The sequence below is a fragment of the Peptoniphilus vaginalis genome (assembly GCF_900176605.1).
Classification (GTDB): domain Bacteria; phylum Bacillota; class Clostridia; order Tissierellales; family Peptoniphilaceae; genus Peptoniphilus_A; species Peptoniphilus_A vaginalis.
Genome location: NZ_FXLP01000004.1, coordinates 399,040 through 421,618, shown reverse-complemented (window position 1 = coordinate 421,618; position 22,579 = coordinate 399,040). Strand labels below are relative to the sequence as shown.

Sequence of the window (22,579 nt, the reverse complement as noted above, 5' to 3'; positions counted from 1 at the left end):
ATAACTTTATTATGAATTAAATTTTAATAACCCTTGTCGAAGTCCACTATGTTTTTGAAGTCGCCGTCGTTTTTCAAGGCTTTTATGACTTGGTAGCCTAGTTTTTCTATTCTATCTCCGTATTTTCTAGCCAAGCCATGACCCATTAAAACTTTCATTTTTACCTCCATTTATAAAAATTCTTTATTGTGCTAATTCGTATTCTAAATAAATTATAGGGCAAGCTAGAATTTTAGTAAATAGCCGGCTTATTGTAAAAGTTTTTTAAATATAATATAATTTATTTGAAAAATTGAAAGGAGTCTTTATGAGTTTTTTTAGAACCCTACCCACAAAGCTTAGCTTTAATATAAGTGAAAAAATTCAAATAGCAAATGCAGAGCTCACATCTGGTGACTTTGCCCTAGCAATTGACGTGTTAAATGCCCAAGACTCTTTTATCACTAATATTGAATTTGCTGTTAAGTTCAAGTCCATTGAAAGGTCCTACCTCTTTAATGGTCGTGAATTTTATTTTCAACAAGCTGTTAATATTGCACCCTTCACTCGTTACTTCTTAGATCCCTTTATCTTGGACGAGAGGTTCCACGAGGCAAGGGCCATTGACATTTACATTTCAAAATACACAACTAACGGAAAAAATATTACTTGTGGGGACAAAGAATTTGAAATTAATCTCCCAGTTATTCCTGAAAGGAAGAGGGCTCAAATAAAAGAGACTCTTGGTGATGGCATAAAGACCTACGGGGAAAACCAAATGGATTTTTGGCGATGTGCCTGTGGCTTTATCAATGAAAACGAGACTAGCGAGTGTGAGTTTTGTGGTAGAAACAAGAGCTTCGTCTTAAACAACCTCACAGAGGCCTTGATAAATTCTAAAATTTTAAACGTTATAGAAAACACCAGGTCCACTGATGGGATAAATTTAAAAACTCTTGAAACCCACTTGACTCAAACCAATCTTTCCAAGATTGCTCCCTCAACAGAAAGTTTAAAAGTCGACAGGACCAATGAAGAGGCTCCAAAAAAACCAAGGTCAATACCTTGGAAGAAAATATTTTTTACCCTTACTTTCATAATCATCTTGTCAATTCTTTCAATCTTTACGTTGAACATAGTTAAAAAATTTAGAAACGAGAGCAAGATTGAAGATGCAAGGAGTCTTGCCCTAAGTGGCAACTACCACCAGGCTCTTGAAATGTATAATTCTGCGACAAAGGATAAAACTAGCCCAGAAATCTTAAACGAAATGGAAAAACTTAAAAAGCTTGTGGCATCAGACGAATCTTTCCAAAGGGCTTCTAGCCACTTAGAAGATGGCGACTACATCGACGCTGCCTACAATTACAAAAAGGTAATCCAAGAGGACGAGAAAAATTATAAGTCTGCACAAGACAAGCTTACATCCATAGAAGATACAGTCTTAAATGAAGTTAAATCATCCTATAAAACTAATAGGACTGATGCACTTCAACTTTTGAATTCCTACTTGAATGTGGTACCTGAATCAGCTAAGGCAGCGAAGTTAAAAAAGGAAATAGAAAGCGCAAACAGCTTGCAAGAAGACGGAAACCAAAAAGAAAACTTTGAAAAGGAAGAAAGCGATAAGGATGCAGCAGAAACTGCTAAAAAAGCTTCTGACCTCCTTCACACTTACAAAACCGTTGTAACAGAAAAGGCCAACCTGCGAGCCGAACCAAGCGTCGACTCATCCATTGTGAGGATCCTCGAAAAGGGAACCGACCTCTACATCCTTGATACAAAAATCGAACAAGGGCAAAGAATTTGGTGCCATGTTGAAGTTAAAAATGCAATTTCACAAGACACAATTAAGGGTTGGGTCTCAAACAAAACCTTAAACTAATAATCTCCACCTAGGCATGGAGATTTTTTTATAATCTTTTAAAATAAATGAACCTTTTTATGTCTTAAATAGTCTTATAAGTAGATGCATCTAAGAGAGGAGGATAAAATGAATCGTGAAAGAAAATTTACTGAAGAAGATTTTGACAAATTAAAAGCTGGCGACAGAGATTCCTTTAACCTTCTTTACCAGGAATACTACTTAGTCTTATTTAGGACTGTCCTCTTAATCTTGGGCAATAAGGAAGATGCAGAAGACGTCCTCCAAGACACTTTCGTTTCCATTTACAAGAATGTAAAATCTCTTTCTGATTTTGATAAATTAAAATCTTGGATTTTCTCAATCTTAAAGAACACTTCCTACACACGATATAAGAAGAGGAAGAGAGAGTTCCCAGATGAGTTTATCCTTGATAAGGCTGAAGAAAGTCCCACCGATCTTGGAGAAGATGACTTTGCAGAAAAATCAGAAATTCAAGATGCCCTCATGAACTTAAAGGAAAAGGAAAGAGAAGTCCTGGTCCTCTATTACTACAACGACTTTACCATAGAAGAAATCGCCAGCATCTGCAAGACCTTCCAGGGTACAGTGAAGTCAAGACTCCATAGGGCTCGCAAGAATTTGAAGAAAGAACTTTTAAAAACACAAGAAGAATATGAAGGAGAGTTATTATGAAAGATTTTGATAAGTATATAAAAAATGAACTCAATAAGTCTGTTGAAGATTCTTCTCCTTCTGATTATCTTAAAAATAAAATTGATTTAGAGATCAATTCACAAGGAGAAAAAGGAGAATTTAAAATGAAAAAAAGATTTGTATTAGTAGCAGCTGCTGCCCTTGTCCTTTCAGTAGGTGTCTTTGCAGCAGGAAAAATTACAGGAACATTAGCATCTTCAACATCATTTTATAACTACACAAAATATACTGACTTGGCTAAGGCAGAAAAGAAGGCTGGTTTCGATGCCTATGCACCAGAAAATTTAGGAGATTATAAGTTTGATGGAATTAGAATGGTCAACATGGCAGATATTGATGACACTGGAGCAAAGTTAAATAAGAGGAAGGCAATTGATGTTGACTACAAAAACGATGCAGACGACAAAGTAATGCTCTCAATTGACAAGAATCCAGAAAGTTCAAAAGCTATAGACGAACAAGCTTATCAAGAAATGAGAGAAATTAAGGGCGTGCCAGTTTATTATTGGAGATTAGAAAGTGTATTTTTACCAGATGAAAAAGATGCAACAAAAGAAGAACTTGAAAGATCAAAGAAGGATCCTTTCTTTAACCTAGCTATTGGTTCAGATAAAAGAGAAAAAGATGCTTCAAAGCACCTACTCTTTGACTACAAGGGAGTCCAATATGCATTAATGGCTGGAGATGATATGGACGTAAATGAATTTTATAAGATGGCAGAAGAAATTATAAAATAATTTTTTCGAAGTTAGTTAAAACATTTTTCTTATATTTTAAATAGTTGTAAATTTAAAAATCTAAGCACCAAAAAAGGACCCTCGCGGTCCTTTCTTTTTGTAAATTTAATTTGCCCCAGTCATCTTCTTATACATTTCCACATTTGTGTCGTTTAAAAATTCGTAGGCTGCATTTATTTTTTGGAATTTTTCTTTCGCACCCTCTTCCTTATTAAGGTCAGGGTGATATTTTTTTGCCATCTTCCTGTAGGCAAGTTTGATTTCATACTTGTCTGCTGTGTAGTTTACGCCAAGAGTGTCGCAGGCAGATTCATATTGGTCCTTGAAGCCATAGCCTCCAGATGATGAAGAGCCACTATAAGACCCACCGTAATTGTTGCCGTAGGATCCACCTTGATTTTCGTAGAAGCCACCATAGCCTGCTTGTCTAAAGAATTCTTCAAATTGTGAGAAGTCATCAAAAGTTGTCCAAGTGAAGCCACCGAAGTCCTTAAAGCTTTGTCGATACTCTTCTTCTCTCTGTCTTCTCCTCTCTTCTTCCTCTTTAATTCTCTCTCTTTCCTTCTTTTCCCAGTAGGCTCTTCCGTAGCCAGAAATATTTTCAAATTCATTTTCCTTGCCAAGGAGATAGTGGTCTGCCCTGTCGTAGAAAAATTCTGTCACAACGTAGTGGGCGTACTTCAAGAAGGATTCTGAGACGTTCCCTAGTATTGGCACAAATATTGCCAAGACTATTAGGGTTGAGAGCCACTCATTTCTCGCCAAGCCCCTCCAAGCAAGGGGATTTAAAAGCAAAAATATTATTAAGCAGCCTCCCATAGAAATTATGTACAAGAAAAATCTTCTCACTGCCGAGAAGAGATCAACAGCAATATTTACTATTACAATTAAGAAGGTCAAGAGGAGGTCTAAAAATTTCCCCAAGCCCTTATAAAAATATCCTAAAATTTTATTCATTATCTTTCTCTTTTCTATATTCTTCTAAAAACTTTTCGTCTTCAATAACAAGTCCCCACTCATTTGCCAAAAATTCTAAGTGATGGGTGAACTCGTGAAGGAGAACTTCTTCAAGCTTATCCTTAAGTCTATCTCTCGATGAAAATCTGTACATATCCATAAAGGACCCGTAGTAAATTGTTATCATGTTGCCAAGGATTGACCTTTGATACTCTCCCATTATTATTAAGTCATCGTCACGGGACTCAGCGTGGTACTTCTTATCCTCTGATAGGATTATGCCACCATTTAAATGGTCAAAGGCATAGGCTGGTATGGACTCGCAAATTTCTTCTAAGATTTCTTGGACCTCATCAATCCTCTCAAGGTAGTAGGAGTCCTCATCATCTTCATTTTCTAAATCTATTTCTTCTATTTGATCATCTTGGTCTTCATCTTTATCTTCATCTTCTCTTTTATCATAAGTATCTTGTATTAAATCAAGAGGAAGATCAAAATTGTTATCTTCATCACTATAAAAAATTTTTTTCTCATCAAAGTCCTGCATCTTTTCACCTATAAAATAAAAAACTGTAGAAGTCTACAGTTTTATCTAATTTATTTAATTATAATACCCCAACTCAAAATTTTCCACACATCTTATATCTCATCAAGGGCGGCAAGTTTTTTGCCTGGCACTGATGACAAAAGTTTTTTTGTGTAGTCCATCTTTGGGTTTTCAAAAATTTCTTCTGACTCGTCGTATTCCACGCAGTCGCCATGATACATTACGAGGACTTCTTCTGCCACGTGTCTAACAACTGAGAGGTCGTGGGAGATGAAAATCATACTTAGTCCTAGGTCTCTTTGAAGGTCCTCTAGCAAATTAATTATTTGTGCTTGAATGGAAACGTCAAGGGCTGAAGTTGGTTCGTCGGCAATAATTATTTTTGGATCAACAGCAAGGGCTCTCGCAATAGAAATTCTCTGCCTTTGTCCTCCTGAGAACTCGTGAGGGTACCTCTCCATGTGGTATTCTGAAAGACCACATATCTCCATAGTCTCTAAAACCTTTTTGTGGATCTTGTCCTTGTCCCTCTCTCCCAAAAGATTTTTTATGCCCGATGCAATTATGTCCTTACATTTTTTTCTAGGGTTAAGTGATGAGTAGGGATCTTGAAAAATCATTTGGACGTCTTTCCTATATTCTTTTAGCTCCCTTTGGTTCTCTTCCAAAATATTTTTTCCCTTGTAAATTATCTGACCTGTGGCATCTGGATAGAGTCCCATAATGCACCTAGCAAGAGTTGACTTGCCAGACCCACTTTCTCCAACTACACCAAGGGTGTGTGAAGTCCTAAGGTTAAAGGAAATATCCTTAACTGCCTTTAAAGTATTTTTTTTGCCAAGATTGAATTCCTTGTTTAAGTTCTTAACTTGTAAAATTATTTTATCTTCCATAGCATCACCTGTACAAGAAACAGCTTACCTTTTGTCCATCAACATCAACTTCTTCAGGAGCCTTCTCTTCACAAATTTTCATTTTCTCGTCGCACCTGTCGCAAAAGTTGCAGCAGTCAGGAAGACCTATTGGATTGGGAACTGATCCCCTTATTGTGTAAAGCTCATTCCTCTTCTTGTGGGCACTTGGTATGGCCTTAATAAGTCCCCTTGTGTAGGGATGAAGAGGCCTTTTGAAAATATCTTCAGCCTTGGCCCTTTCCACAACCTTACCTGCATACATTACGTTGACATAGTCTGCGATATCAGAGACAACTCCCAAGTCGTGACTTATAAAAATAATGGAGGCCTTCATATCTTCCTTTAATTTCTTCATGAGTTCTAGGACTTCCTTTTGGATAGTAACGTCAAGAGCCGTTGTTGGTTCGTCAGCTATTAAGAGTTTGGGAGAAGATGACAATGCCATTGCAATCATAATCCTCTGCCTCATACCACCAGAAAGCTCGTGGGGATATGAGTTGTAAACTTCTTCTGCTCTTGGGATTTCAACTTTTTTTATCATCTCTATGGATTTTTCTTTTGCAGTCTTCTTATCCATATCAAAGTGAGTCCTAAAGACTTCTGACATTTGGTAGCCAACCTTTAATGCTGGGTTAAGTGAAGTCATAGGCTCTTGAAAGATCATTGAAATTTCATTCCCCCTAATATGTCTAAGTTCTTCAGGAGAAGACTTAAGTAAGTTCTTGCCTTCAAAATTTATTGCTCCAGAAATTTTTTCAAGAGATGACTTGTCAAGAAGACCCATAATAGCAAGAGAAGTTACAGACTTACCTGAACCACTCTCTCCTACTATGGCAGTTGTCTTGCCGTCACGAGTATTTATATTGACCTTGTTTACTGCTTTGACAATACCTTGTGAGCTTTTGAAAAAAACTTCAAGGTCTTTTATTTCTAATAACATACTACCTCCTGAACTTTGGATCAAAGGCATCTCTTAGGGCATCGCCTACAATATTTAAAACTAAAATAGTTAGGGCAATGGCAAGTCCTGGGAAGAGAGTGATGTGAGGATAGTTCCTTATATATGCCCTTCCCTCAGAAAGCATTTGACCCCACTCTGCTTCTGGTGGCATAATTCCCATCCCAATAAAGGAAAGTGAAGCTGCTGATAGGATTGCAGTTCCCACTCCAATTGTTACTTGAACAATTATTGGCGCAAAACAATTTGGTAGAATTTCTGCAAAAATTAGTTTAAAGGTTTTGACTCCAGCAAGTCTTGCTGATTCAATATATTCTAAGTTCTTCACAGCCATAACCTGACTCCTGACAATCCTTGCATAAGATGGTATTGATGAAAGGGAAACTGCTAAAATTAAATTTTTCATTCCACCACCAAGAGCTGCTGCAAGTGCAATTGCAAGAACAAGTTGTGGGATGGATAAGATTGTGTCCATGACCCTCATGATTATGGCATCAAAGACGCCTTCATAATAACCTGCGAAGGCACCAATTATTACTCCAATGAAGGTAGATATAATTACAGAAGAAAATCCAATCCTAAGAGAAATTTGTCCTCCCTTTAGGACTCTTGAAAATATATCACGACCAAAGTTGTCTGTCCCCATTAAGTGGTCTGAGCTTGGCCTCAAGAAGTTATCTTTTGGAAACTGCTCTGTGTAGTCGTAGGGCGCTATGAGGTCAGCAAAAATTGCCGCAAGAATTATTAAAATTAAAATTCCAAGGGCAAAGACTGCAAGCTTGTTCCTGCTATAATATTTAAAAAATGTTTTAAATCTCTTTAACATAGTCCACCTACTTGTACTCTGACTTAATTCTAGGATTTATAAATCCATAGAGGATGTCAACCACAATGGAAATCACTGAATAAACTATGGCTATAAGCATAATAGCTCCGAGGATTATTGGGTAGTCACGAGTCTTTATGGAGTCAACCATTAGTCTGCCAATGCCAGGAATAGAAAAAATTGTCTCTGTCAAAATACTTCCACCAAGAAGTCCACCAGCTTGGAGTCCAATAGTAGTTATAACTGGAATCATTGCATTCTTTAAGGCGTGAACAAAAATAATTTTGGACTTTGAAAGTCCCTTGGCATAAGCTGTCCTAATGTAGTCCTTGTCCAAGACATCTAACATTGCCGACCTTGTCATCCTCATAATAACTGCAGAGGATTGGAAGCCCAGGGCAAACCATGGAAGGATCATCTGCTTAATAGATGAAAATCCTGAAGCAGGCAAGATCTTTAACTTAGTAGAAAAAATTATTATAAGTAGAAGACCTGACCAAAAGATTGGCATGGCAAGACCCACCATTCCAAAGGCTGTGATTATAGAATCTATAAAGGTGTTTTTCTTTATGGCTGCAAGAACCCCAAAGGATATCCCCATTACAATTGCAATTATAAGGGCGCCACCTGCAAGCTTAATTGTTGTTGGAAAGACTCTTAAAAGAGCTTCTGTGACAGACCTCCCCGATTGATAACTTGTTCCCAAGTCAAAGTGGAGGACCAAGCCCTTTAAATAATTTCCATATTGAACCAGGAAGGGTTCCTTTAGTCCCAGGCTCTCTCTTATTGCCTCTACTGTTTCCTTAGGTGCATTGGGTCCAGCTGCAGCAAGGGCAGCATCACCTGGAGAAAGGTAGAGAAGCAAGAAGACAATAAAACTTACTCCCAAGAGAGTAGGTATTAAAATTAAGAGTCTCTTTAAAATATATTTTGTCATATCTAATCCTTTCTTTCCTAGAAAAGACGAAATTCACCAAATAAGAACTTGGTGAATTTCAAAAAATTATTTTTCTAATAAAGTTACATCTTTAAGTTCTTGTGGATATTTTGGAAGTAGTTCAAGTCCTTCTACTTTACTGTTAGCTGCCACAAGTGTTTCGCCATAGCAAATGTATAGCCATGGATATTCTTGGTTTATAAGCTCTTGAGCCTTCTTGTATATTTCTGCTCTCTTTGCATCATCAACTGTTGAAAGACCTTCTTTTATTAAATTATCAAGTTCTTCATTTCCAAAGTACATAAAGTTTGGTCCCTCACCCTTGTTTGATGAATGGAAGGGTTGGAAAAGTTCATAGTGGGCATCCACAATTGATGGGTTCCAGCTCATGATAAACATATTATGTTCTTTTCTCTTTAGGGCATCCATAAAAGCTCCCCACTCAAGTCTTTCTATGTTAAGACCAATTCCATATTCCTTTAATTGGGCTTGCATCATAGTTGCAACATTAACTCTTTGAGTGTTGTCAGATGTGTAGATGGAAATATTTGTACCTTCACCTACTCCGGCAGCGGCAAAAAGTTCCTTTGCCCTTTCCTTGTTAACCTTGTTTGCTTCAAGAGAATCTGCTATAGAATATTTGAAGTTAGGGTTAACTGGACTTGTTGCAAGCTTCCCACTATTCATATAAACAGTTTCAAAAATTGAATTCATATCAATGGCATTTACCATAGCTTCTCTTGCTTCCTTCTTGTCAAAAGGAGGCTTGGCCATGTTAAAGCCAATGAAGTGAACTGAGTTATCTAATTTTCTGTAAAGAGTTAAATCATTGTTTTCTTCTATATTAGGAATTTCTGATGGGTCGATTTTATATGCAAGGTCAACTCCACCTGATTCAAGTTCAATAATTCTTTGTGAGGCTTCTGGTATTACCTTCATTTCGATTCCAGCAATGCTTGGCTTGTCTCCCCAGTAGTTTTCATTTACTGAGAAAGTCGCATGGTCATTTTGAACCCATTCGTCTAATACGAAAGGTCCAGTTCCCATTGGTGCAGTAGCAAGGTCTGCTCCACCTTCTACATAGGCCTTAGACACAATGGATACAGCTGGGTGTGAAAGTGAGTTTAAAAAGGCAGCATCTGGTTCACTTAACTTAAAGGAGAAGGTTAAATCATCTTCCTTTTGGTAGGAATTTGGATCTATCTTGCCATAAAAAGATTTGAACTTTTCACTTGCTGCTGCTCTTTGAAGTGTAAAAATTACATCATCAGCAGTAAGTGGGCTTCCATCAGAAAACTTAACTCCATCTCTTAATTTAATCTTAAAAGTTTGTGGATCTGGGTTTTCAATTGATTCTGCAAGTGAGTTAACGAGTTCACCCTTAGCGTTTCTCTTTACCAAAGTATCGTAAACTTGAATTAAAATATTTTCTGCGTAGTCATCGTTTAACGCATTAGGTTCAAGTGTAGTAGTGTCTTCAGAAACTGCAACTTTTAATATCTTTCCTTCTTCTTTCTTCTTGTCCTTAGAGGAGCAAGCCGTCAAAAATAGTGAAAGCACTAAAAGCATCCCAATAATTATTCTCTTCCTCATTATCATCTTCCTTTCTTAGACTCTTTTTATATCTGCTCCAAGATTTCTAAATTTTTCTTCGATTTTTTCATAACCCCTGTCTATGTGGTGAATTTCAGAAATTTCAGTTTCGCCTTCAGAAACTAATCCTGCAAGTATAAGGGCAGCTCCTGCTCTTAAGTCTGTTGCAGCAACCTTGGATCCGTATAGTTTGTTCTTACCCAATAGTATAGCTTCTCTATCTACTACTTTGATTTTTGCACCCATCTTCTTAAGTTCTTCTGCGTGCATGAAGCGATTTTCAAAAACTGTTTCTATAACGGAAGATTGTCCTTCAGCTTGAGTTAGAAGGGCCATAAATTGTGCCTGCAAGTCTGTTGGGAAACCTGGATGAGGTAGAGTTTTTATTTCGATTGGTTTAATATCATCTGTCCCAACAACCCTAACAGTGTCTCCATTTTCTATTACCTTGGCACCAGTTTCTTCTAACTTTGCTATAACTGGCTTTAGGTGAGATGTTATTATATTTTCAATAGTGATGTCTCCACCAGTAATTGCTGCAGCCACCATAAAGGTTCCTGCTTCAATCCTGTCTGGTATAATTTGGTGACTACATCCTCTTAGCTTTTCTACGCCCTTGATTTTTATTGTAGAAGTTCCTGCGCCCATAACCTTGGCACCCATTTTGTTAAGGAAGTTTGCAAGGTCAACAATTTCTGGTTCCATGGCACAGTTTTCCATAATAGTTTCGCCTTCAGCAAGGACTGCAGCTGTCATAATATTTTCTGTTGCCCCGACTGATGGGAAGTCAAGATAGATTCTTGTGCCCACGAGCTTGTCACACTCAGCCTTAATTTCTCCGTGAGTCATTTCTATCTTTGCACCTAAGGCCTTAAAACCCTTTAGGTGGAGGTCAATTGGTCTTGATCCAATGTTGCAGCCACCAGGTAGGGAGTTGTAGGCCTTGTTTAGCTTAGCAAGAAGTGGTCCCATAACAAGGAAGGATGCTCTCATCTTGCTCATAAGTTCGTAGTCAGTTTCGTAAGAGTTAAGACCACTTGGATCAATTACAAGTTTGTTGCCATCTTTTTCTATTTTAAGTCCAAGCCCTCTAAGAACTTCTGTAATGATTTCAACATCCTTTAGCTCAGGCACGTCCTCTAAAACAATTTCTTCTGTCCCAAGAATTGTTGCAGCTAAAATTGGAAGAGCTGCGTTTTTTGCACCTGAAATTCTAACATTACCCTTTAGTGGGCCCTTTGATTTTACTAATATTTTATCCAAAAGGATTCCTCCTATAAAATTTTATTTATATTATGTTAATTATATCATAGAGATTCTATTAAATTAAGGAATTAAAAGAATACTATTAATAAAATACCCCTTTGTGTTAGAATAAATTGTTAGAAATTAAAAGGAGGTTCTCATGAAGAAATTCATCCGTGAAAAATATAGAAATGTAGAAGAATCTATTTATGCTGTAGACTACTCAAGCATCTATCCAGACTTTATCAACTTTGGTGTTGGTGACCCCGACCTTATGACTGACGAGGTAATAATAAAAGAAGCCTACGATTCACAAATTGCAGGTCACACTCACTACGAAGATCCACAAGGCTACATCGGTCTAAGAGAAGCTGTAGCAAATTTTTATAAAGAAGACTTTGGAGTTTTTTGCGACCCTGATGAAGTTGTGATTACAATGTCAGGGACTGAAGGAATGTTTTTAATCCTTCAAGCCCTCTTAGAAGAAGGCGACGAAGTAATAGTTCCTTCACCCTACTTCAGCGTCTACCCAGACCAAATCGACATGGCTGGAGGAAAGACTGTCTTCTACGATACAAAATTCGAAAATGATTTTGACATAATTCCAGAAGAACTTGAAAAGTTAATAAATAAAAAAACTAAGGCAATTATCATAAACACTCCCAACAATCCAACAGGAGCAGTCTATAGTGACGAGACCCTAAAGGCAATTTATGACCTTGCAGTTAAGCACGACATCTTAGTTATTTGTGATGACATCTACACAATTTACTCCTACGAGTCTCACTTCACCCCAATGATCAAGTGGGACAAGAACTTTGAGAGAGTGATCTCCATCTCCTCTATGTCCAAGGACTATGTAATGACTGGTTGGAGACTTGGCGCCATAGTTGCCCACAAGGACCTTATCAAATCCATGACATCAATTCACTCAAACACAGTTTATTCAGTGCCAACACTTTGTCAGTACGCAGGTGTAGCTGGAATAAATCAAAGGAAGAGAATATGCCCACCTCTTGCAGAAGAGTACAAGGAGAGGATGTACCTTGCCTACGACAGGCTAAAAAAATTAAAGCACGTAGAAGTTATGAGACCCAAGGGGACTTTTTACATCTTCCCAAAAATTTCTGTCCCAGGCATGACAACTGATGAAGTTGTGAAAGAAATTTTGGAAAAGGCTCACGTAAACCTAATTGATGGCAAGGCCTTTGGTGCTGCTGGCGACGGCTTCATAAGAATTGCCGTAACAGTTAACAAGGACAAGATTAACGAAGCCTTTGATAGGATAGAAAAATTAGAAATTTTTCAAAAGTAATTTGCTTTCAAAAACAAATTAAAAATCATAAATTAGTATTCACGCAAAGAAAGGGGCTGTTGCAAAAGTCCCATCATAGAAAAAAGACGAGGAAACATAAAAATCCTCGTCTTTTTTGATACAATGTATTTATGAAAACCGCTAAAAATACATCATCATTAACTAACTATACACTAGTTAATGATACAATTCAACTAAGATTAAACTTTAATACAGAAATATATATAAAAGATGATGTTAAACTAAGGCTTGTAAAAAATATAATTGAAAGGATGAATCTATCAGAACTAAAAAAAGTCTACTCATCACTTGGAAGAAAACCTACTGTAAATCCAGTAACAATGCTTCAAATAATAATATTCTGCTATTCAGAAGGAATATTTTCATCAAGAGAAATAGAAAAATCATGCAAATATGATTTAAGAATTAAGTACCTACTCGATACAGAACAACCACCAGACCATAGCACAATAAATAGATTTAGACAGAAAATACAAGAACTAACACCAGAACTACTAAATCAAATGGTACAAATACTGATAGAAGAAAAACAGATAGACCTATCAAGCATCTATATAGATGGAACAAAGATAGAAGCCTATGCCAACAGATATAGTTTTGTATGGAGAGGAAGTATAGAAAAATGGCAAGAAAAATTAATAGAAAAAATAAAAGAAGAACTAGGACTAAGTAAAAGTCTAATTCCAGGCCAAGTACTTCAAGCAGTAACAACAATCTTTAAGCAATTGAGAAAATACTGCAAAGAGAAAAAAATAAAATTCGTTTATGGAAAAGGAAAAAGAAAAACAAAAGAACAAAGAGACTATGAACATTTAAAAGAATGGAAAGAAAAACTAGAAAGCTACAAGAAACATCTAGAAATAATGGGAGACAACAGAAACTCCTACTCAAAAACAGACCATGATGCAACCTTCATGAGAATGAAAGAAGACCACATGAAAAATGGTCAACTAAAACCAGCCTACAATATCCAATTAGCAAGTGCATCAGGCTTCATCATAGGAGAAAACATATCCCACCATCCATCTGATATGTACACCCTAAAACCATTCTTAAAAGACCTTCTAGAAAAAAATCCAAACAAGCTAAACAAGATAGTAGCAGATGCAGGATACGAAAGCGAAGAAAACTATGTATATCTAGCAGAAAATAATTTAACATCCTACATAAAACCATCAAACTATGAAAAGTCAAAAACACGAAAATATAAAAAAGAGCAAGAATTTAAGAAAAGCTTAAAATACGATGAAAGACAAGACAAATACACATCACAAGAAGGCAAAGAATTCATAAGATGCAGTGACAGATACAGAAAAAGAAAAAGTGGATACGTAACAACAACAAAAGTCTACAGATGCTTCGATTGGAACAAAGAAGGACAAAAAACCAAAGGAATCTACATATCAGAAACATTTCAAAAATATAGAGAAGAATCCTTAAAAAACATAAAATCCGACCAAGGAATAGAAGAAAGAATAAATAGATCAATACAAGCCGAAGGAGCATTCTCCAAAATAAAATCAGGCTTAAACTACAACAGATTCCACCACAGAGGAAAAGAAAATATAAAAAGTGAGATATGCCTCATATCAATAGCACTAAACTTAAATAAACTGACATCAAAAATAGAAAATAATAACCTAGAAATCATAAAATACAAAGCTGCTTAAGAAAAAAATATTCATTAAAGCCAGCTTTATTAAGTGCACCCATTTTTATATGAAACAAGATAAATCTATCCAGAAAATAACTTAAAAGCAAAAAACATAATGGCTAAACTTAAATATTTGATAAAAAAATGATGTCGCAGAGTAGAATCATCTATTCTGCAACATCACCTTTCTTAATTTCTTATAAATTTATAAAATTATTTGCCCAACTTGTTCTCTCTTCCATAATAAAAGAGGTATTGGTTGGCGAAGCCTGCATTCTTGCCAAAGACCTCCCTGCCACGTGTGGCTATCTTGGACTTTGGTGTAACTTCCTTTAAATATAATTCTTCCATAACCCTCTTTATCCAAACGTCAACTGGGAAGGACTCCTTCCTGTCAAAGGCAAAGAGGAGGATGCAGTCGGCAACCTTTGGTCCCACTCCTGGAAGGCTTTGAAGTTCCTTTCTCGCATCTTCTAGGTCCATTTCAGAAATTTTTGATATGTCAACTTGACCTGATGCAATTAGCTTTGAGGCTTCAACTATCCTCTTGTCGCGAAAGCCAACTCTTGCGAACTCACGAAGGTCCTCTGGCTTGGCAAGAGAAAGTTGCTCAGGACTTGGGAAGGCATAGTATTTTCTATTTTTATCTTCTCCAAGATAGTCCCCATACATCTCTGAAATTTTTTCAATTGCCTTTTGAATCCTAGGTATTTGATTGTTGGCAGAAATTATAAAGGAAATAATTGTCTCAAACTTGTCTTGGTTAAGGATCCTTATCCCTCTGCCATAATCTGTGGCATCTTTCATGACCTCGTCTTGGGCAAGCTCTTCCATTACAAGTTTGTAATCACGAGAAAGGTCAAAATAGTCATAAAAAATTTCTTCAAAGGACTTTTCATCTACTCCCTTTAAAATTATTTCATCTCCAATTTTTTTTGCGTTGGCAACTATACCATGAGTTACAAAGGTAAAGGACCCGTCCTCTTCTTCATACCACCTAAAGGCCTGACCACAAGTGAAAATATCTTTGGGATCAAACTCTTCTAGGTCAGTGATCTTACAAAGACCTTCGTCAAAATTTATCTTCATTAAAAATAAAGCTCCTATAAATAAAAAACCTATTATAAAATAATAGGTCAGATAATTTCTTTCATAAAATAAGATAGGGTTAGAAGCGAATCGTTAAGTCTTATGTTTTCAACTACAACGCCTTCAGGTCCCTTTAAGTCATAGGGTGCGAAGTTCCAAATTCCTCTTACACCTGCATCAATCACTTTGTTTGCCACGTCTTGGCAGACTTCCCTAGGCACAGTGATGATTGCAACATCTATTCCTTCATCTCTTATGTATTTTTCCAAGTCCTCCATCTCGCGAACCTTAATCCCACTTATGTCACCTATGTTGTCCTTGATGTCAAAAAGTGAAATCACATTAAAACCAGAATCTCTAAATCCATTGTATCTGGCAATGGCCTGTCCTAGTCTACCAGCACCAATAACTATGCTCTTGTAAGACTTGTCTATTCCAAGAATTTTATCAATTTGATCTTTAAGGTCCTTGGTGTTGTAACCATAACCCTGTTGACCAAAGCCTCCAAAATTATTTAAGTCCTGTCTAATTTGCGAGGCTGAGAAACCTGTGAGTCCACTAAGTTCCTTTGAAGAAACTCTCTCAACTCCATCTTCTATAAGTTCTTTTAAGTATCTATGATAAACTGGCATTCTCCTTATTACGGTCTCGGAAATAGCCCTTGCATTCTTCGGCAAATTAACACCTCCTAATTGTTTATATTATAACAATCTTCACAAGTTTTGTAAATTAAAGGAAACTCATATTTTTATTTTGTTTTGTGTTTTACTATGCCTTTGTATTTTACTATGACTTCGTATTTTTTTATGAGCTTGTACTTTTTTTATGAGCTTGTACTTATTTGTAAACTTGTAGTTTTTTATTAAGTCCTATCTTTCTATAAACTCATATTTTGTTACTAACTCCTATTTAATTACTAACTGATAAAAATTCCTACAAAAAAATCGCCCTGAGGCGACTTTTAATCTTCAACTAAAACTCCTTGAACCACAAGCCTTGTATCTCCTGGCGTACAAGTTTACAAAGTTATAATATGATTTATCTTATCTGGCATCTCTCCACTTACAATATTTCTCTGCTTGATGTAGTCCAAGAGATTTTGCCCTTCAAGTTTTTTTGTGGATCCCTGACCTATTTTTTCTTTCTCATAAATTTTTGAATAAACTTTTGCTACTTCTTTAGGCTTAGCTATAACTTCTTCCTTTGGAGCAGTTTTCATTTCTTCTTTTGGATTAGCTTTCACCTCTTCTTTAGGAGCTGTATTAACTTCTTCGTTAGGAGCTACTTTTACTTCTTCTTTTCCAAATTTTTCTTGAATTTCTCTTGTGGCAGACTTAAAGGCCTTGTCCTCCTTGTTGTAGTTGTAAATCCTGTAAAGACTTGTGAGCAAGATCATCACAAGAAGAATTTATATTATACTTATTATTTTTTTCTTCATTTATCTCCCTTTCGGTTTTTAAATTTTAAAGATAAACTCCTACTGCCAAAATTATAGAAGCCACTACCATTATAAGTCTTCCTAAGAGTGGCAATAAATTTTTCGAAGACTTGTCTTCATTATAATTTCTAAAAATTTCTGGGATTTCTTTTGCCCAAAAGATTGCAAAATATACAAAGAGCAAGAACTTTAATAGTTTCATATCAAAGCTCCTTTATGTCAAAAAAATTTTCTGCTATCATGCACCTAATTGATCCGCCACCATATTTTGAAATTGTCTCAACATCAATTGGAAGGATCTCATCGTATTTTTCAATTTTTTCTATATTTTCTTTCCTAAGGTGGTCATAGGCTGACTGAGCTATAAGAAGAATGTTTTTGTCATGGCCCTTAAGTTCAATAGAGTTACCTGCAAAGTTATCAAACTCTTCTTGGCTGAGAGAAATTATTTCCTTGCCTGACTCTCTTAAGGACTTCAGAACTTCCTCTTTATTTTCTACGATTAACTCATCTGCAATCATTGCAAACTTTTCTCCCACCATCATCAAGACGTTAGTGTGGTAGATGTAAGTTTCCCTGTCCTTGGACTTGAAGTAGACAGGTTTTAAGTCAAAGACCTTGCAGAATTTTAAAAACTCGCCCTTGTCACAACGCTTTGAAAGACTTCCGTAGCAAATATTATTCCACCTGTCTATTACTACAGCGCCAGTGCCTTCAAGGACTCTACCTTCATTATTCCTGAAGTCTACAATCTCTGCCTTGTCGTAGTCGAGAATCTTCTTAAGTTGTGGAAGGATTTTGTCATACTCTTCATTCCTATTGTCTGTGTACATTTCACAAATGAAAATTTTGCCAGGAAAGGTCACAAAGACATTGTTGGGAAAAATTGAATCTGGTGTCCTCTCATCAAAGTCTTCGATGACATCAACGTGAATATTTTTTTCTCGCAAAGCTTCCACAGCTCTATCAAATTCTTTTAAAGCCCTCTCTTGAATTTCTTCTTTAGAAGTTTTCTCTGGGTTAACTTGGTAGACATTATCCACTGCTGTCTCTGTATTAAAATTAAAGGCATAAGGTCTAACTAAAATCACTTTACTTGTTATCATAACTCTCTCCTTTACATCAACTAAGTCAATTATAACAAATTTCCAATAAAAAACCCTCCAGCAAGGAGGGATAAATTTTTCATTTATGAACTTTTTCTCACAAGTAATAGTTTATTACGTTCTCAAGAAGAAGGAGGTTTGTAATATTTCCTATTCCACCAGGCACTGGGGAGAAGGCTCCAATCTTACCTATGACAGCTTCTTCATCAAGGTCGCCACGATACTTGCCTTCCTTGTTCTTTGAAGTCCCAATGTCAATAACAACTGCGTCTTCCTTGAAGTAAGTTTCATCAAGAGTCTCTGCCCTTCCCATGGCAGTGAATATTATGTCAGCAGACTTAGTGTGCTTCCTGAGGTCCTTAGTGCCCACGTGACAAACTGTTACAGTTGCGAGTTCACTTAACAAAATCATAGCAAGGGGTTTGCCAACAACATTGGAGTGGTTAATAACTACCACGTCCTTGCCCTTTAGTTCGTAGCCATAAAATCCTAAGAGCTCATGAGCTGCCTTTGATGCAAGAGGGATGAATCCATCAAGGTGGCCACTATAAACCTTGGCCCTGTTAATGGGGTTCATACAGTCGATGTCTTTTTCTGGATCAATAGCAAGTGAGATTGCGTCTTCATCAATGGACTCTGGGAGAGGTCTAAAGACAAGTATGCCCCCAACCTTTTTGTTTTGGTTTAAGTTCTTTAAGCAGTCTAAAATTTCTTCCTGACTTACATCTTCTTTAAATTCATTAACATCAACACTAACTCCTAGATTTTCTGCAGACTTTTTTATTCCCTTCAAGTAGGCAAGTGAACCATAGTCATCCCCCACTCTAATAATAGAAATTATTGGCTTGTCCTTTAAGCCTTCAACTTTTTCAACTAGGTCCCTAGTCTTCTTTTCAACATAGTCCTTGGCGTATAAAATCTTTGTCATATTACCTCCTCTTGTACGAGCTTATATTTTTTATTTTCTTTCTTTTTTTAATTTATTTATCAAAATTTATTGCACATAAAATTTTTACTTAGTAGATAATCATGCCACCATTGGGAGAAATTATTTGTCCCGTCATGTAGGAATTCTTGTCAGAAACCATAAAGGCGACGAGTTCTGCTATCTCTTCTGTAGTTGCAAGTCGACCCATGGGTATATCCTCTGACAAAATGCAGAGGTTGTCTGTCCCTATCTCTCTTGTCATTGGTGTGTCAACTGCACCTGGGGCAACTGCGTTAACTGTTATGCCCGAATAGCCAAGTTCTTGAGCAAGGGCCTTTGTAAGTGCATTGATTGCTCCCTTGCTTGCTGAGTAGTGACTCTCCATAGACCCCCCAACTATTCCCCAAATTGATGTCATATTCAAAATTTTTCCTGAGTGCTTCTTTAACATGTAAGGAAGGGCTGCGTGAATTGCATTGTAAACTCCCTTGACGTTGACATCGAAAATCTCGTCCCAAGTTTCTTCGTCAATATCTTGGAAGAGGGCGTAGGAAGATATGCCTGCGTTGTTGATTAGGATGTCAACTCCCTTAAATCTTCTCTCAACTTCCTTAAACATTTCTTCAACTTCAGAAAATTTTCTCACATCAGCTCTTAAGGCAAGGGCATCTTTACCCATGTCTCTAATTTCTTTCTCCAATTCTTTAGCTTCTTTTTCTGACTTGTTGTAGTTAATAATTATTCTATAGTCTTCTCTTGCAAGTCTTCTTGCAATGTCTCTTCCAATTCCTCGTGAGGCACCAGTTATAAGTACAGTCTTCATCTTGTGTCTTCCACCAACCTTTCCTTCATTATACCAAATTTATAATAAGAATTTTGCAAAAGAAAAAGCTATGTCTATGACATAGCATTCTCCGGTAAATATGCTTTTAAATTATAGGTTAATTCTACCGTCTTCGAAGTCTTCTTCTGGGATAGGTTTCTTTACAATGTGTTTGTAATAAATTTTTTCAACTGCCATTGAAATAGCGTTGTCGCCTGTTACGTTACAAGCTGTACCAAAAGAGTCTTGAGTTAGGTAAAGTGAAATTAAAATCGTAGCAAGTGTTCCTGATGATTCGATTCCTACTACTGGTAAGAATGGAAGGGCACTCATTACTGCTCCACCTGGCGCACCTGGTGCTGCAACCATGGCAACTCCAAGAACTGCGATAAACTTAAGTAGTAGTGGGAAAGAGTGTGGCATATCAAACATTGTGAGTAATGTGAATACGCAAGATGTAAGAGTGATCATTGATCCTGCTAAGTGAACTGTTGCACAAAGTGGGATACAGAATTCTCTAATTTGAGCTGTAACACCCATTTTTCTGTTACAAGCAACGTTAACTGGAATAGTTGCTGCAGATGATTGTGTACCTGCTGCTGTTAGGTAAGCTGGAAGTGCATCCTTTAAACATTTGAAAGGATTTCTTCCTGTGTATGCACTTGCAACTGAAAATTGTACTACTATATAAATTATGTGTAGTGCGATGATGCAGATGAAGATCTTCCAGAATATTCCAAGAATTGCAAATACTGAACCTGAATATGATAGGTTACAGAAGTTACCAAAGATAAAGAATGGAAGTAGTGGAATTACAAATTTTGATAAAACTAGATTTATGATTTCGTTAAATTCGTTAATAGCCTTGTAAAATACTTCTCCAGATCCTTTAGCTCTAAGAGCAGAAACTGTAAGTCCAATCATAAATGCAAGAACAAGCGCTGCTGTTACGTCAATGAAAGGTCCAAGTGGAATTTCAAATAATGGTGCAACTTCATGTGCTGTTGCTTTTTGAATTTCTTCTGCTAGCTCTGGTTTAATAAAGCTTGGAAATATGTTTCTTGCCATTGTATAAGATAATGATCCTGCAATTAGTGTAGAACCATAAGCTAATGCAACTGTTGCTCCTAAAAGTTTTCCAGCACCTTCTGACAAGTCTGCAATACCCTTAGATACAAAGGCAACAATCATTAGTGGAATTATAAAGTTCAAAAATTTACCAAATAATCCTGATATTGTAATTGCTACTTGAGTTACTACTTCTGGTAAAAATTGTCCAACAAGAATACCAAGTGCAATTGCAAGAATAAGTCTAGGAATTAGACCTATTTTTTTCTTTTCCTTCATTTTCTTTAATCCTCCTTAATTTTTAAAAACTTAGCCCTAATTTCTTGGCCAGTTTTTGTACCTGCAAGTCCTCCAAGACCAGTCTCCCTAATAGATTCATGTAGCAAGTGACCAACTTCTCCCATTGCTTGACAAACTTCGTCAAAGGGAACAATTGATTTAATACCTGCAAGTGCCATATCAGCTGATATGAAAGAATTCATAACTCCTGATGCGTTCCTAAAGGTACATGGATACTCTACTAGTCCTGCTATTGGGTCACAGGCTAGCCCCATTACATTGATAAGTGTAATACTGGCTGCGTGTAGTGCTTCTTCTGGACTTCCGCCAAGCATTTCAACTAATGCAGCAGCTGCCATTGCACTGGCAGATCCACATTCTGCTTGACATCCACCTTCAGCACCTGCGAACGTTGCATATTTACCAATAATTTGCCCTATTCCTATTGATGTCAATAGTCCATTTATCAAAACCTCATCATCCAAGTTATATTTTTCCTTAGCTGCCATTAAGGCTGCTGGCATAATACCAGAACTTCCAGCAGTAGGTGCTGCTGCTATAGTTCCCATATTTGCATTGGTCTCAGATGTGGAAAAGGCCATAGCCATTGCCCTAACTAGAAACTTTCCAGTTAAAGGGTCTTTTTCTTTTTGATAGTCATTCATTCTTTTTGCGAATCCGTCTATCATTTTATATTCAGTTTCATAGGATTTGTCTAATGTTTCTTGGGAAGATCTCTTCATAACCTCCAAGATTTCCCTGATCTTATTCTTCATCTCTTTTTCAGTCATTTTAAGAGCAGAAGTTTCTCCACTTAGAACTAAATCATATATGTGAAGATTATCCTTCTTACATGCTTCAATAACTTCTTTAGCTGTATTTAACATTTAAACCTCCACATATTTAGATGTAATATATCTGGAATTATTTAACAATTTATCTAGTAGACTCTTATTTGCACCTTCATCAAGTTCAATTGTAAGAGTTACTATATTTGTAAGCTCGTCCTTAATTGTATTTATAGATTCAATATTGTAGGACTCATCAGCAAGTATAGTCGAGACATCTGCTATTACTCCCTTTTGTTCAGGATATTGGAATAAGAGTGTAGGGAACTTGCCATCATAATCAACTTCGATTCCATTGATGTCAACAATTTTCATATTTCCCCCACCAATTGAAGATCCAATTACATATTCACTGTCTCTGTCTTTATAATTAAATTTAATCTTAACTGTGTTTGGATGATAGTTTTCACCAAGATTAGTTGGTATGAAGGAATACTTTATTCCCCTTTCATCTGCAATTTTATAAGCATCTCTTATAGAACTGTCATAGGTTTTAAAACCCATTATGCCACCTAGAAGTGCCCTGTCTGTTCCGTGACCCTTATATGTAAAAGCAAAGGAACCATGAAGATAAAACTCAACGCTCTCGTAATCAGCTGGGCAAATTTTGGCTGCCAATCCAGCGATTTTACAAGCGCCTGCAGTATGTGATGATGATGGACCAACCATTATTGGTCCAAGAATTTCAAATGAACTGTACTCTTTCATTGGACTCCTCCTTATTTCTTAGACCTTA

At 36.6% G+C, this 22,579-nt stretch carries 24 protein-coding genes; 5 read left to right on the top strand and 19 right to left on the bottom strand.

From position 1 onward, the window contains the following. Positions 1-23: 23 nt before the first annotated feature. Entirely contained in the window at positions 24-158 is a 135-nt protein-coding gene (locus CAN42_RS09145) for a hypothetical protein (protein ID WP_277251370.1), read from the bottom strand. Between the two features lie 149 nt (positions 159-307). Between CAN42_RS09145 and CAN42_RS03355 the strand changes: the two genes are divergently transcribed. The 3 genes from CAN42_RS03355 to CAN42_RS03345 all read left to right on the top strand — a co-directional run bounded on the left by CAN42_RS03355 (position 308) and on the right by CAN42_RS03345 (position 3,297). Beyond that, entirely contained in the window at positions 308-1,864 is a 1,557-nt protein-coding gene (locus tag CAN42_RS03355) for an SH3 domain-containing protein (protein ID WP_085875532.1), read from the top strand. Positions 1,865-1,972: 108 nt separating this feature from the next. Further along, entirely contained in the window at positions 1,973-2,539 is a 567-nt protein-coding gene (locus CAN42_RS03350) for an RNA polymerase sigma factor (RefSeq protein WP_085875531.1), read from the top strand. After that, a complete protein-coding gene (locus CAN42_RS03345; RefSeq protein WP_085875530.1) occupies positions 2,536-3,297 on the top strand; it encodes a hypothetical protein in 762 nt (253 codons plus the stop codon). Before CAN42_RS03350 ends, CAN42_RS03345 begins: the two co-directional genes overlap by 4 nt. A 105-nt stretch (positions 3,298-3,402) precedes the next feature. On the opposite strand, the gene CAN42_RS03340 is transcribed toward CAN42_RS03345, so the two are convergent. The 8 genes from CAN42_RS03340 to murA form a co-directional block, all read right to left on the bottom strand. Next, positions 3,403-4,254, bottom strand: coding sequence for a DnaJ domain-containing protein (locus CAN42_RS03340; protein ID WP_085875529.1), 852 nt, complete (start codon positions 4,252-4,254; stop codon positions 3,403-3,405). Beyond that, a complete protein-coding gene (locus tag CAN42_RS03335) occupies positions 4,247-4,801 on the bottom strand; it encodes a metallopeptidase family protein (RefSeq protein WP_085875528.1) in 555 nt (184 codons plus the stop codon). Before CAN42_RS03335 ends, CAN42_RS03340 begins: the two co-directional genes overlap by 8 nt. Positions 4,802-4,893: 92 nt before the next feature. Next, entirely contained in the window at positions 4,894-5,694 is an 801-nt protein-coding gene (locus CAN42_RS03330; RefSeq protein ID WP_085875527.1) for an ATP-binding cassette domain-containing protein, read from the bottom strand. Positions 5,695-5,698: 4 nt separating this feature from the next. Then, a complete protein-coding gene (locus tag CAN42_RS03325; RefSeq protein ID WP_062572192.1) occupies positions 5,699-6,655 on the bottom strand; it encodes an ABC transporter ATP-binding protein in 957 nt (318 codons plus the stop codon). Between the two features lies 1 nt (position 6,656). Continuing rightward, complete coding sequence (locus tag CAN42_RS03320) at positions 6,657-7,499, bottom strand: ABC transporter permease (RefSeq protein WP_085875526.1); 843 nt, start codon at positions 7,497-7,499, stop codon at positions 6,657-6,659. Between the two features lie 7 nt (positions 7,500-7,506). Next, on the bottom strand, positions 7,507-8,436 hold the full coding sequence (locus CAN42_RS03315) for an ABC transporter permease (RefSeq protein WP_085875525.1): 930 nt from the start codon (positions 8,434-8,436) through the stop codon (positions 7,507-7,509). Positions 8,437-8,502: 66 nt separating this feature from the next. Continuing rightward, positions 8,503-10,029, bottom strand: a complete 1,527-nt coding sequence (locus tag CAN42_RS03310) for an ABC transporter substrate-binding protein (protein ID WP_085875524.1) — start codon at positions 10,027-10,029, stop codon at positions 8,503-8,505. A 15-nt stretch (positions 10,030-10,044) separates the two neighbouring features. After that, the gene (murA, locus tag CAN42_RS03305; protein ID WP_062572196.1) at positions 10,045-11,292 is read right to left on the bottom strand and encodes a UDP-N-acetylglucosamine 1-carboxyvinyltransferase; all 1,248 of its coding nucleotides are present in this window, start codon (positions 11,290-11,292) and stop codon (positions 10,045-10,047) included. 142 nt (positions 11,293-11,434) lie between these two features. Between murA and CAN42_RS03300 the strand changes: the two genes are divergently transcribed. Together CAN42_RS03300 and CAN42_RS03295 are read left to right on the top strand one after the other, a co-directional pair. Beyond that, positions 11,435-12,589, top strand: a complete 1,155-nt coding sequence (locus tag CAN42_RS03300) for an aminotransferase class I/II-fold pyridoxal phosphate-dependent enzyme (protein WP_085875523.1) — start codon at positions 11,435-11,437, stop codon at positions 12,587-12,589. A 131-nt stretch (positions 12,590-12,720) separates the two neighbouring features. Next, positions 12,721-14,280, top strand: a complete 1,560-nt coding sequence (locus CAN42_RS03295; RefSeq protein WP_085875246.1) for an IS1182 family transposase — start codon at positions 12,721-12,723, stop codon at positions 14,278-14,280. A 197-nt stretch (positions 14,281-14,477) separates the two neighbouring features. On the opposite strand, the gene CAN42_RS03290 is transcribed toward CAN42_RS03295, so the two are convergent. From CAN42_RS03290 to sdaAB, 10 genes are all read right to left on the bottom strand, one after another. After that, positions 14,478-15,353 carry a DNA-3-methyladenine glycosylase family protein gene (locus CAN42_RS03290; RefSeq protein WP_085875522.1) on the bottom strand — a complete coding sequence of 292 codons (876 nt, stop codon included), beginning with the start codon at positions 15,351-15,353 and terminating at the stop codon, positions 14,478-14,480. Positions 15,354-15,400: 47 nt separating this feature from the next. After that, a complete protein-coding gene (locus CAN42_RS03285) occupies positions 15,401-16,030 on the bottom strand; it encodes a redox-sensing transcriptional repressor Rex (RefSeq protein ID WP_085875521.1) in 630 nt (209 codons plus the stop codon). A gap of 341 nt (positions 16,031-16,371) precedes the next feature. Further along, on the bottom strand, positions 16,372-16,743 hold the full coding sequence (locus CAN42_RS03280; protein ID WP_085875520.1) for a hypothetical protein: 372 nt from the start codon (positions 16,741-16,743) through the stop codon (positions 16,372-16,374). A gap of 73 nt (positions 16,744-16,816) precedes the next feature. Then, positions 16,817-16,993: a hypothetical protein gene (locus CAN42_RS08985; protein ID WP_167627546.1), complete on the bottom strand. Its 177-nt coding sequence runs from the start codon at positions 16,991-16,993 to the stop codon at positions 16,817-16,819. Position 16,994: 1 nt separating this feature from the next. Then, on the bottom strand, positions 16,995-17,897 hold the full coding sequence (locus tag CAN42_RS03275; protein ID WP_085875519.1) for an arginine deiminase-related protein: 903 nt from the start codon (positions 17,895-17,897) through the stop codon (positions 16,995-16,997). Positions 17,898-17,994: 97 nt separating this feature from the next. Beyond that, positions 17,995-18,825, bottom strand: a complete 831-nt coding sequence (locus CAN42_RS03270; protein WP_085875518.1) for a bifunctional 5,10-methylenetetrahydrofolate dehydrogenase/5,10-methenyltetrahydrofolate cyclohydrolase — start codon at positions 18,823-18,825, stop codon at positions 17,995-17,997. An 88-nt stretch (positions 18,826-18,913) separates the two neighbouring features. Continuing rightward, entirely contained in the window at positions 18,914-19,648 is a 735-nt protein-coding gene (gene ymfI, locus CAN42_RS03265) for an elongation factor P 5-aminopentanone reductase (protein WP_085875517.1), read from the bottom strand. Positions 19,649-19,759: 111 nt separating this feature from the next. Next, a complete protein-coding gene (locus CAN42_RS03260; protein WP_062572204.1) occupies positions 19,760-20,995 on the bottom strand; it encodes a dicarboxylate/amino acid:cation symporter in 1,236 nt (411 codons plus the stop codon). Between the two features lie 5 nt (positions 20,996-21,000). After that, on the bottom strand, positions 21,001-21,882 hold the full coding sequence (gene sdaAA, locus CAN42_RS03255; RefSeq protein ID WP_085875516.1) for an L-serine ammonia-lyase, iron-sulfur-dependent, subunit alpha: 882 nt from the start codon (positions 21,880-21,882) through the stop codon (positions 21,001-21,003). Further along, on the bottom strand, positions 21,883-22,551 hold the full coding sequence (gene sdaAB / locus CAN42_RS03250; protein WP_085875515.1) for an L-serine ammonia-lyase, iron-sulfur-dependent subunit beta: 669 nt from the start codon (positions 22,549-22,551) through the stop codon (positions 21,883-21,885). Positions 22,552-22,579 lie beyond the last annotated feature (28 nt).

Coding starts and splice junctions, on each gene's coding strand:
- CAN42_RS03355 (WP_085875532.1), top strand. CDS start 308: ATGAGTTTTTTTAGAACCCTACCCACAAAGCTTAGCTTTAATATAAGT.
- CAN42_RS03260 (WP_062572204.1), bottom strand. CDS start 20,995: ATGAAGGAAAAGAAAAAAATAGGTCTAATTCCTAGACTTATTCTTGCA.
- CAN42_RS08985 (WP_167627546.1), bottom strand. CDS start 16,993: ATGAAACTATTAAAGTTCTTGCTCTTTGTATATTTTGCAATCTTTTGG.
- sdaAB (WP_085875515.1), bottom strand. CDS start 22,551: ATGAAAGAGTACAGTTCATTTGAAATTCTTGGACCAATAATGGTTGGT.
- CAN42_RS03295 (WP_085875246.1), top strand. CDS start 12,721: ATGAAAACCGCTAAAAATACATCATCATTAACTAACTATACACTAGTT.
- CAN42_RS03325 (WP_062572192.1), bottom strand. CDS start 6,655: ATGTTATTAGAAATAAAAGACCTTGAAGTTTTTTTCAAAAGCTCACAA.
- CAN42_RS03345 (WP_085875530.1), top strand. CDS start 2,536: ATGAAAGATTTTGATAAGTATATAAAAAATGAACTCAATAAGTCTGTT.
- ymfI (WP_085875517.1), bottom strand. CDS start 19,648: ATGAAGACTGTACTTATAACTGGTGCCTCACGAGGAATTGGAAGAGAC.
- CAN42_RS03275 (WP_085875519.1), bottom strand. CDS start 17,897: ATGATAACAAGTAAAGTGATTTTAGTTAGACCTTATGCCTTTAATTTT.
- CAN42_RS03315 (WP_085875525.1), bottom strand. CDS start 8,436: ATGACAAAATATATTTTAAAGAGACTCTTAATTTTAATACCTACTCTC.
- CAN42_RS03270 (WP_085875518.1), bottom strand. CDS start 18,825: ATGACAAAGATTTTATACGCCAAGGACTATGTTGAAAAGAAGACTAGG.
- CAN42_RS03330 (WP_085875527.1), bottom strand. CDS start 5,694: ATGGAAGATAAAATAATTTTACAAGTTAAGAACTTAAACAAGGAATTC.
- CAN42_RS03350 (WP_085875531.1), top strand. CDS start 1,973: ATGAATCGTGAAAGAAAATTTACTGAAGAAGATTTTGACAAATTAAAA.
- CAN42_RS03310 (WP_085875524.1), bottom strand. CDS start 10,029: ATGAGGAAGAGAATAATTATTGGGATGCTTTTAGTGCTTTCACTATTT.
- sdaAA (WP_085875516.1), bottom strand. CDS start 21,882: ATGTTAAATACAGCTAAAGAAGTTATTGAAGCATGTAAGAAGGATAAT.
- CAN42_RS09145 (WP_277251370.1), bottom strand. CDS start 158: ATGAAAGTTTTAATGGGTCATGGCTTGGCTAGAAAATACGGAGATAGA.
- CAN42_RS03290 (WP_085875522.1), bottom strand. CDS start 15,353: ATGAAGATAAATTTTGACGAAGGTCTTTGTAAGATCACTGACCTAGAA.
- CAN42_RS03335 (WP_085875528.1), bottom strand. CDS start 4,801: ATGCAGGACTTTGATGAGAAAAAAATTTTTTATAGTGATGAAGATAAC.
- CAN42_RS03300 (WP_085875523.1), top strand. CDS start 11,435: ATGAAGAAATTCATCCGTGAAAAATATAGAAATGTAGAAGAATCTATT.
- CAN42_RS03320 (WP_085875526.1), bottom strand. CDS start 7,499: ATGTTAAAGAGATTTAAAACATTTTTTAAATATTATAGCAGGAACAAG.
- CAN42_RS03340 (WP_085875529.1), bottom strand. CDS start 4,254: ATGAATAAAATTTTAGGATATTTTTATAAGGGCTTGGGGAAATTTTTA.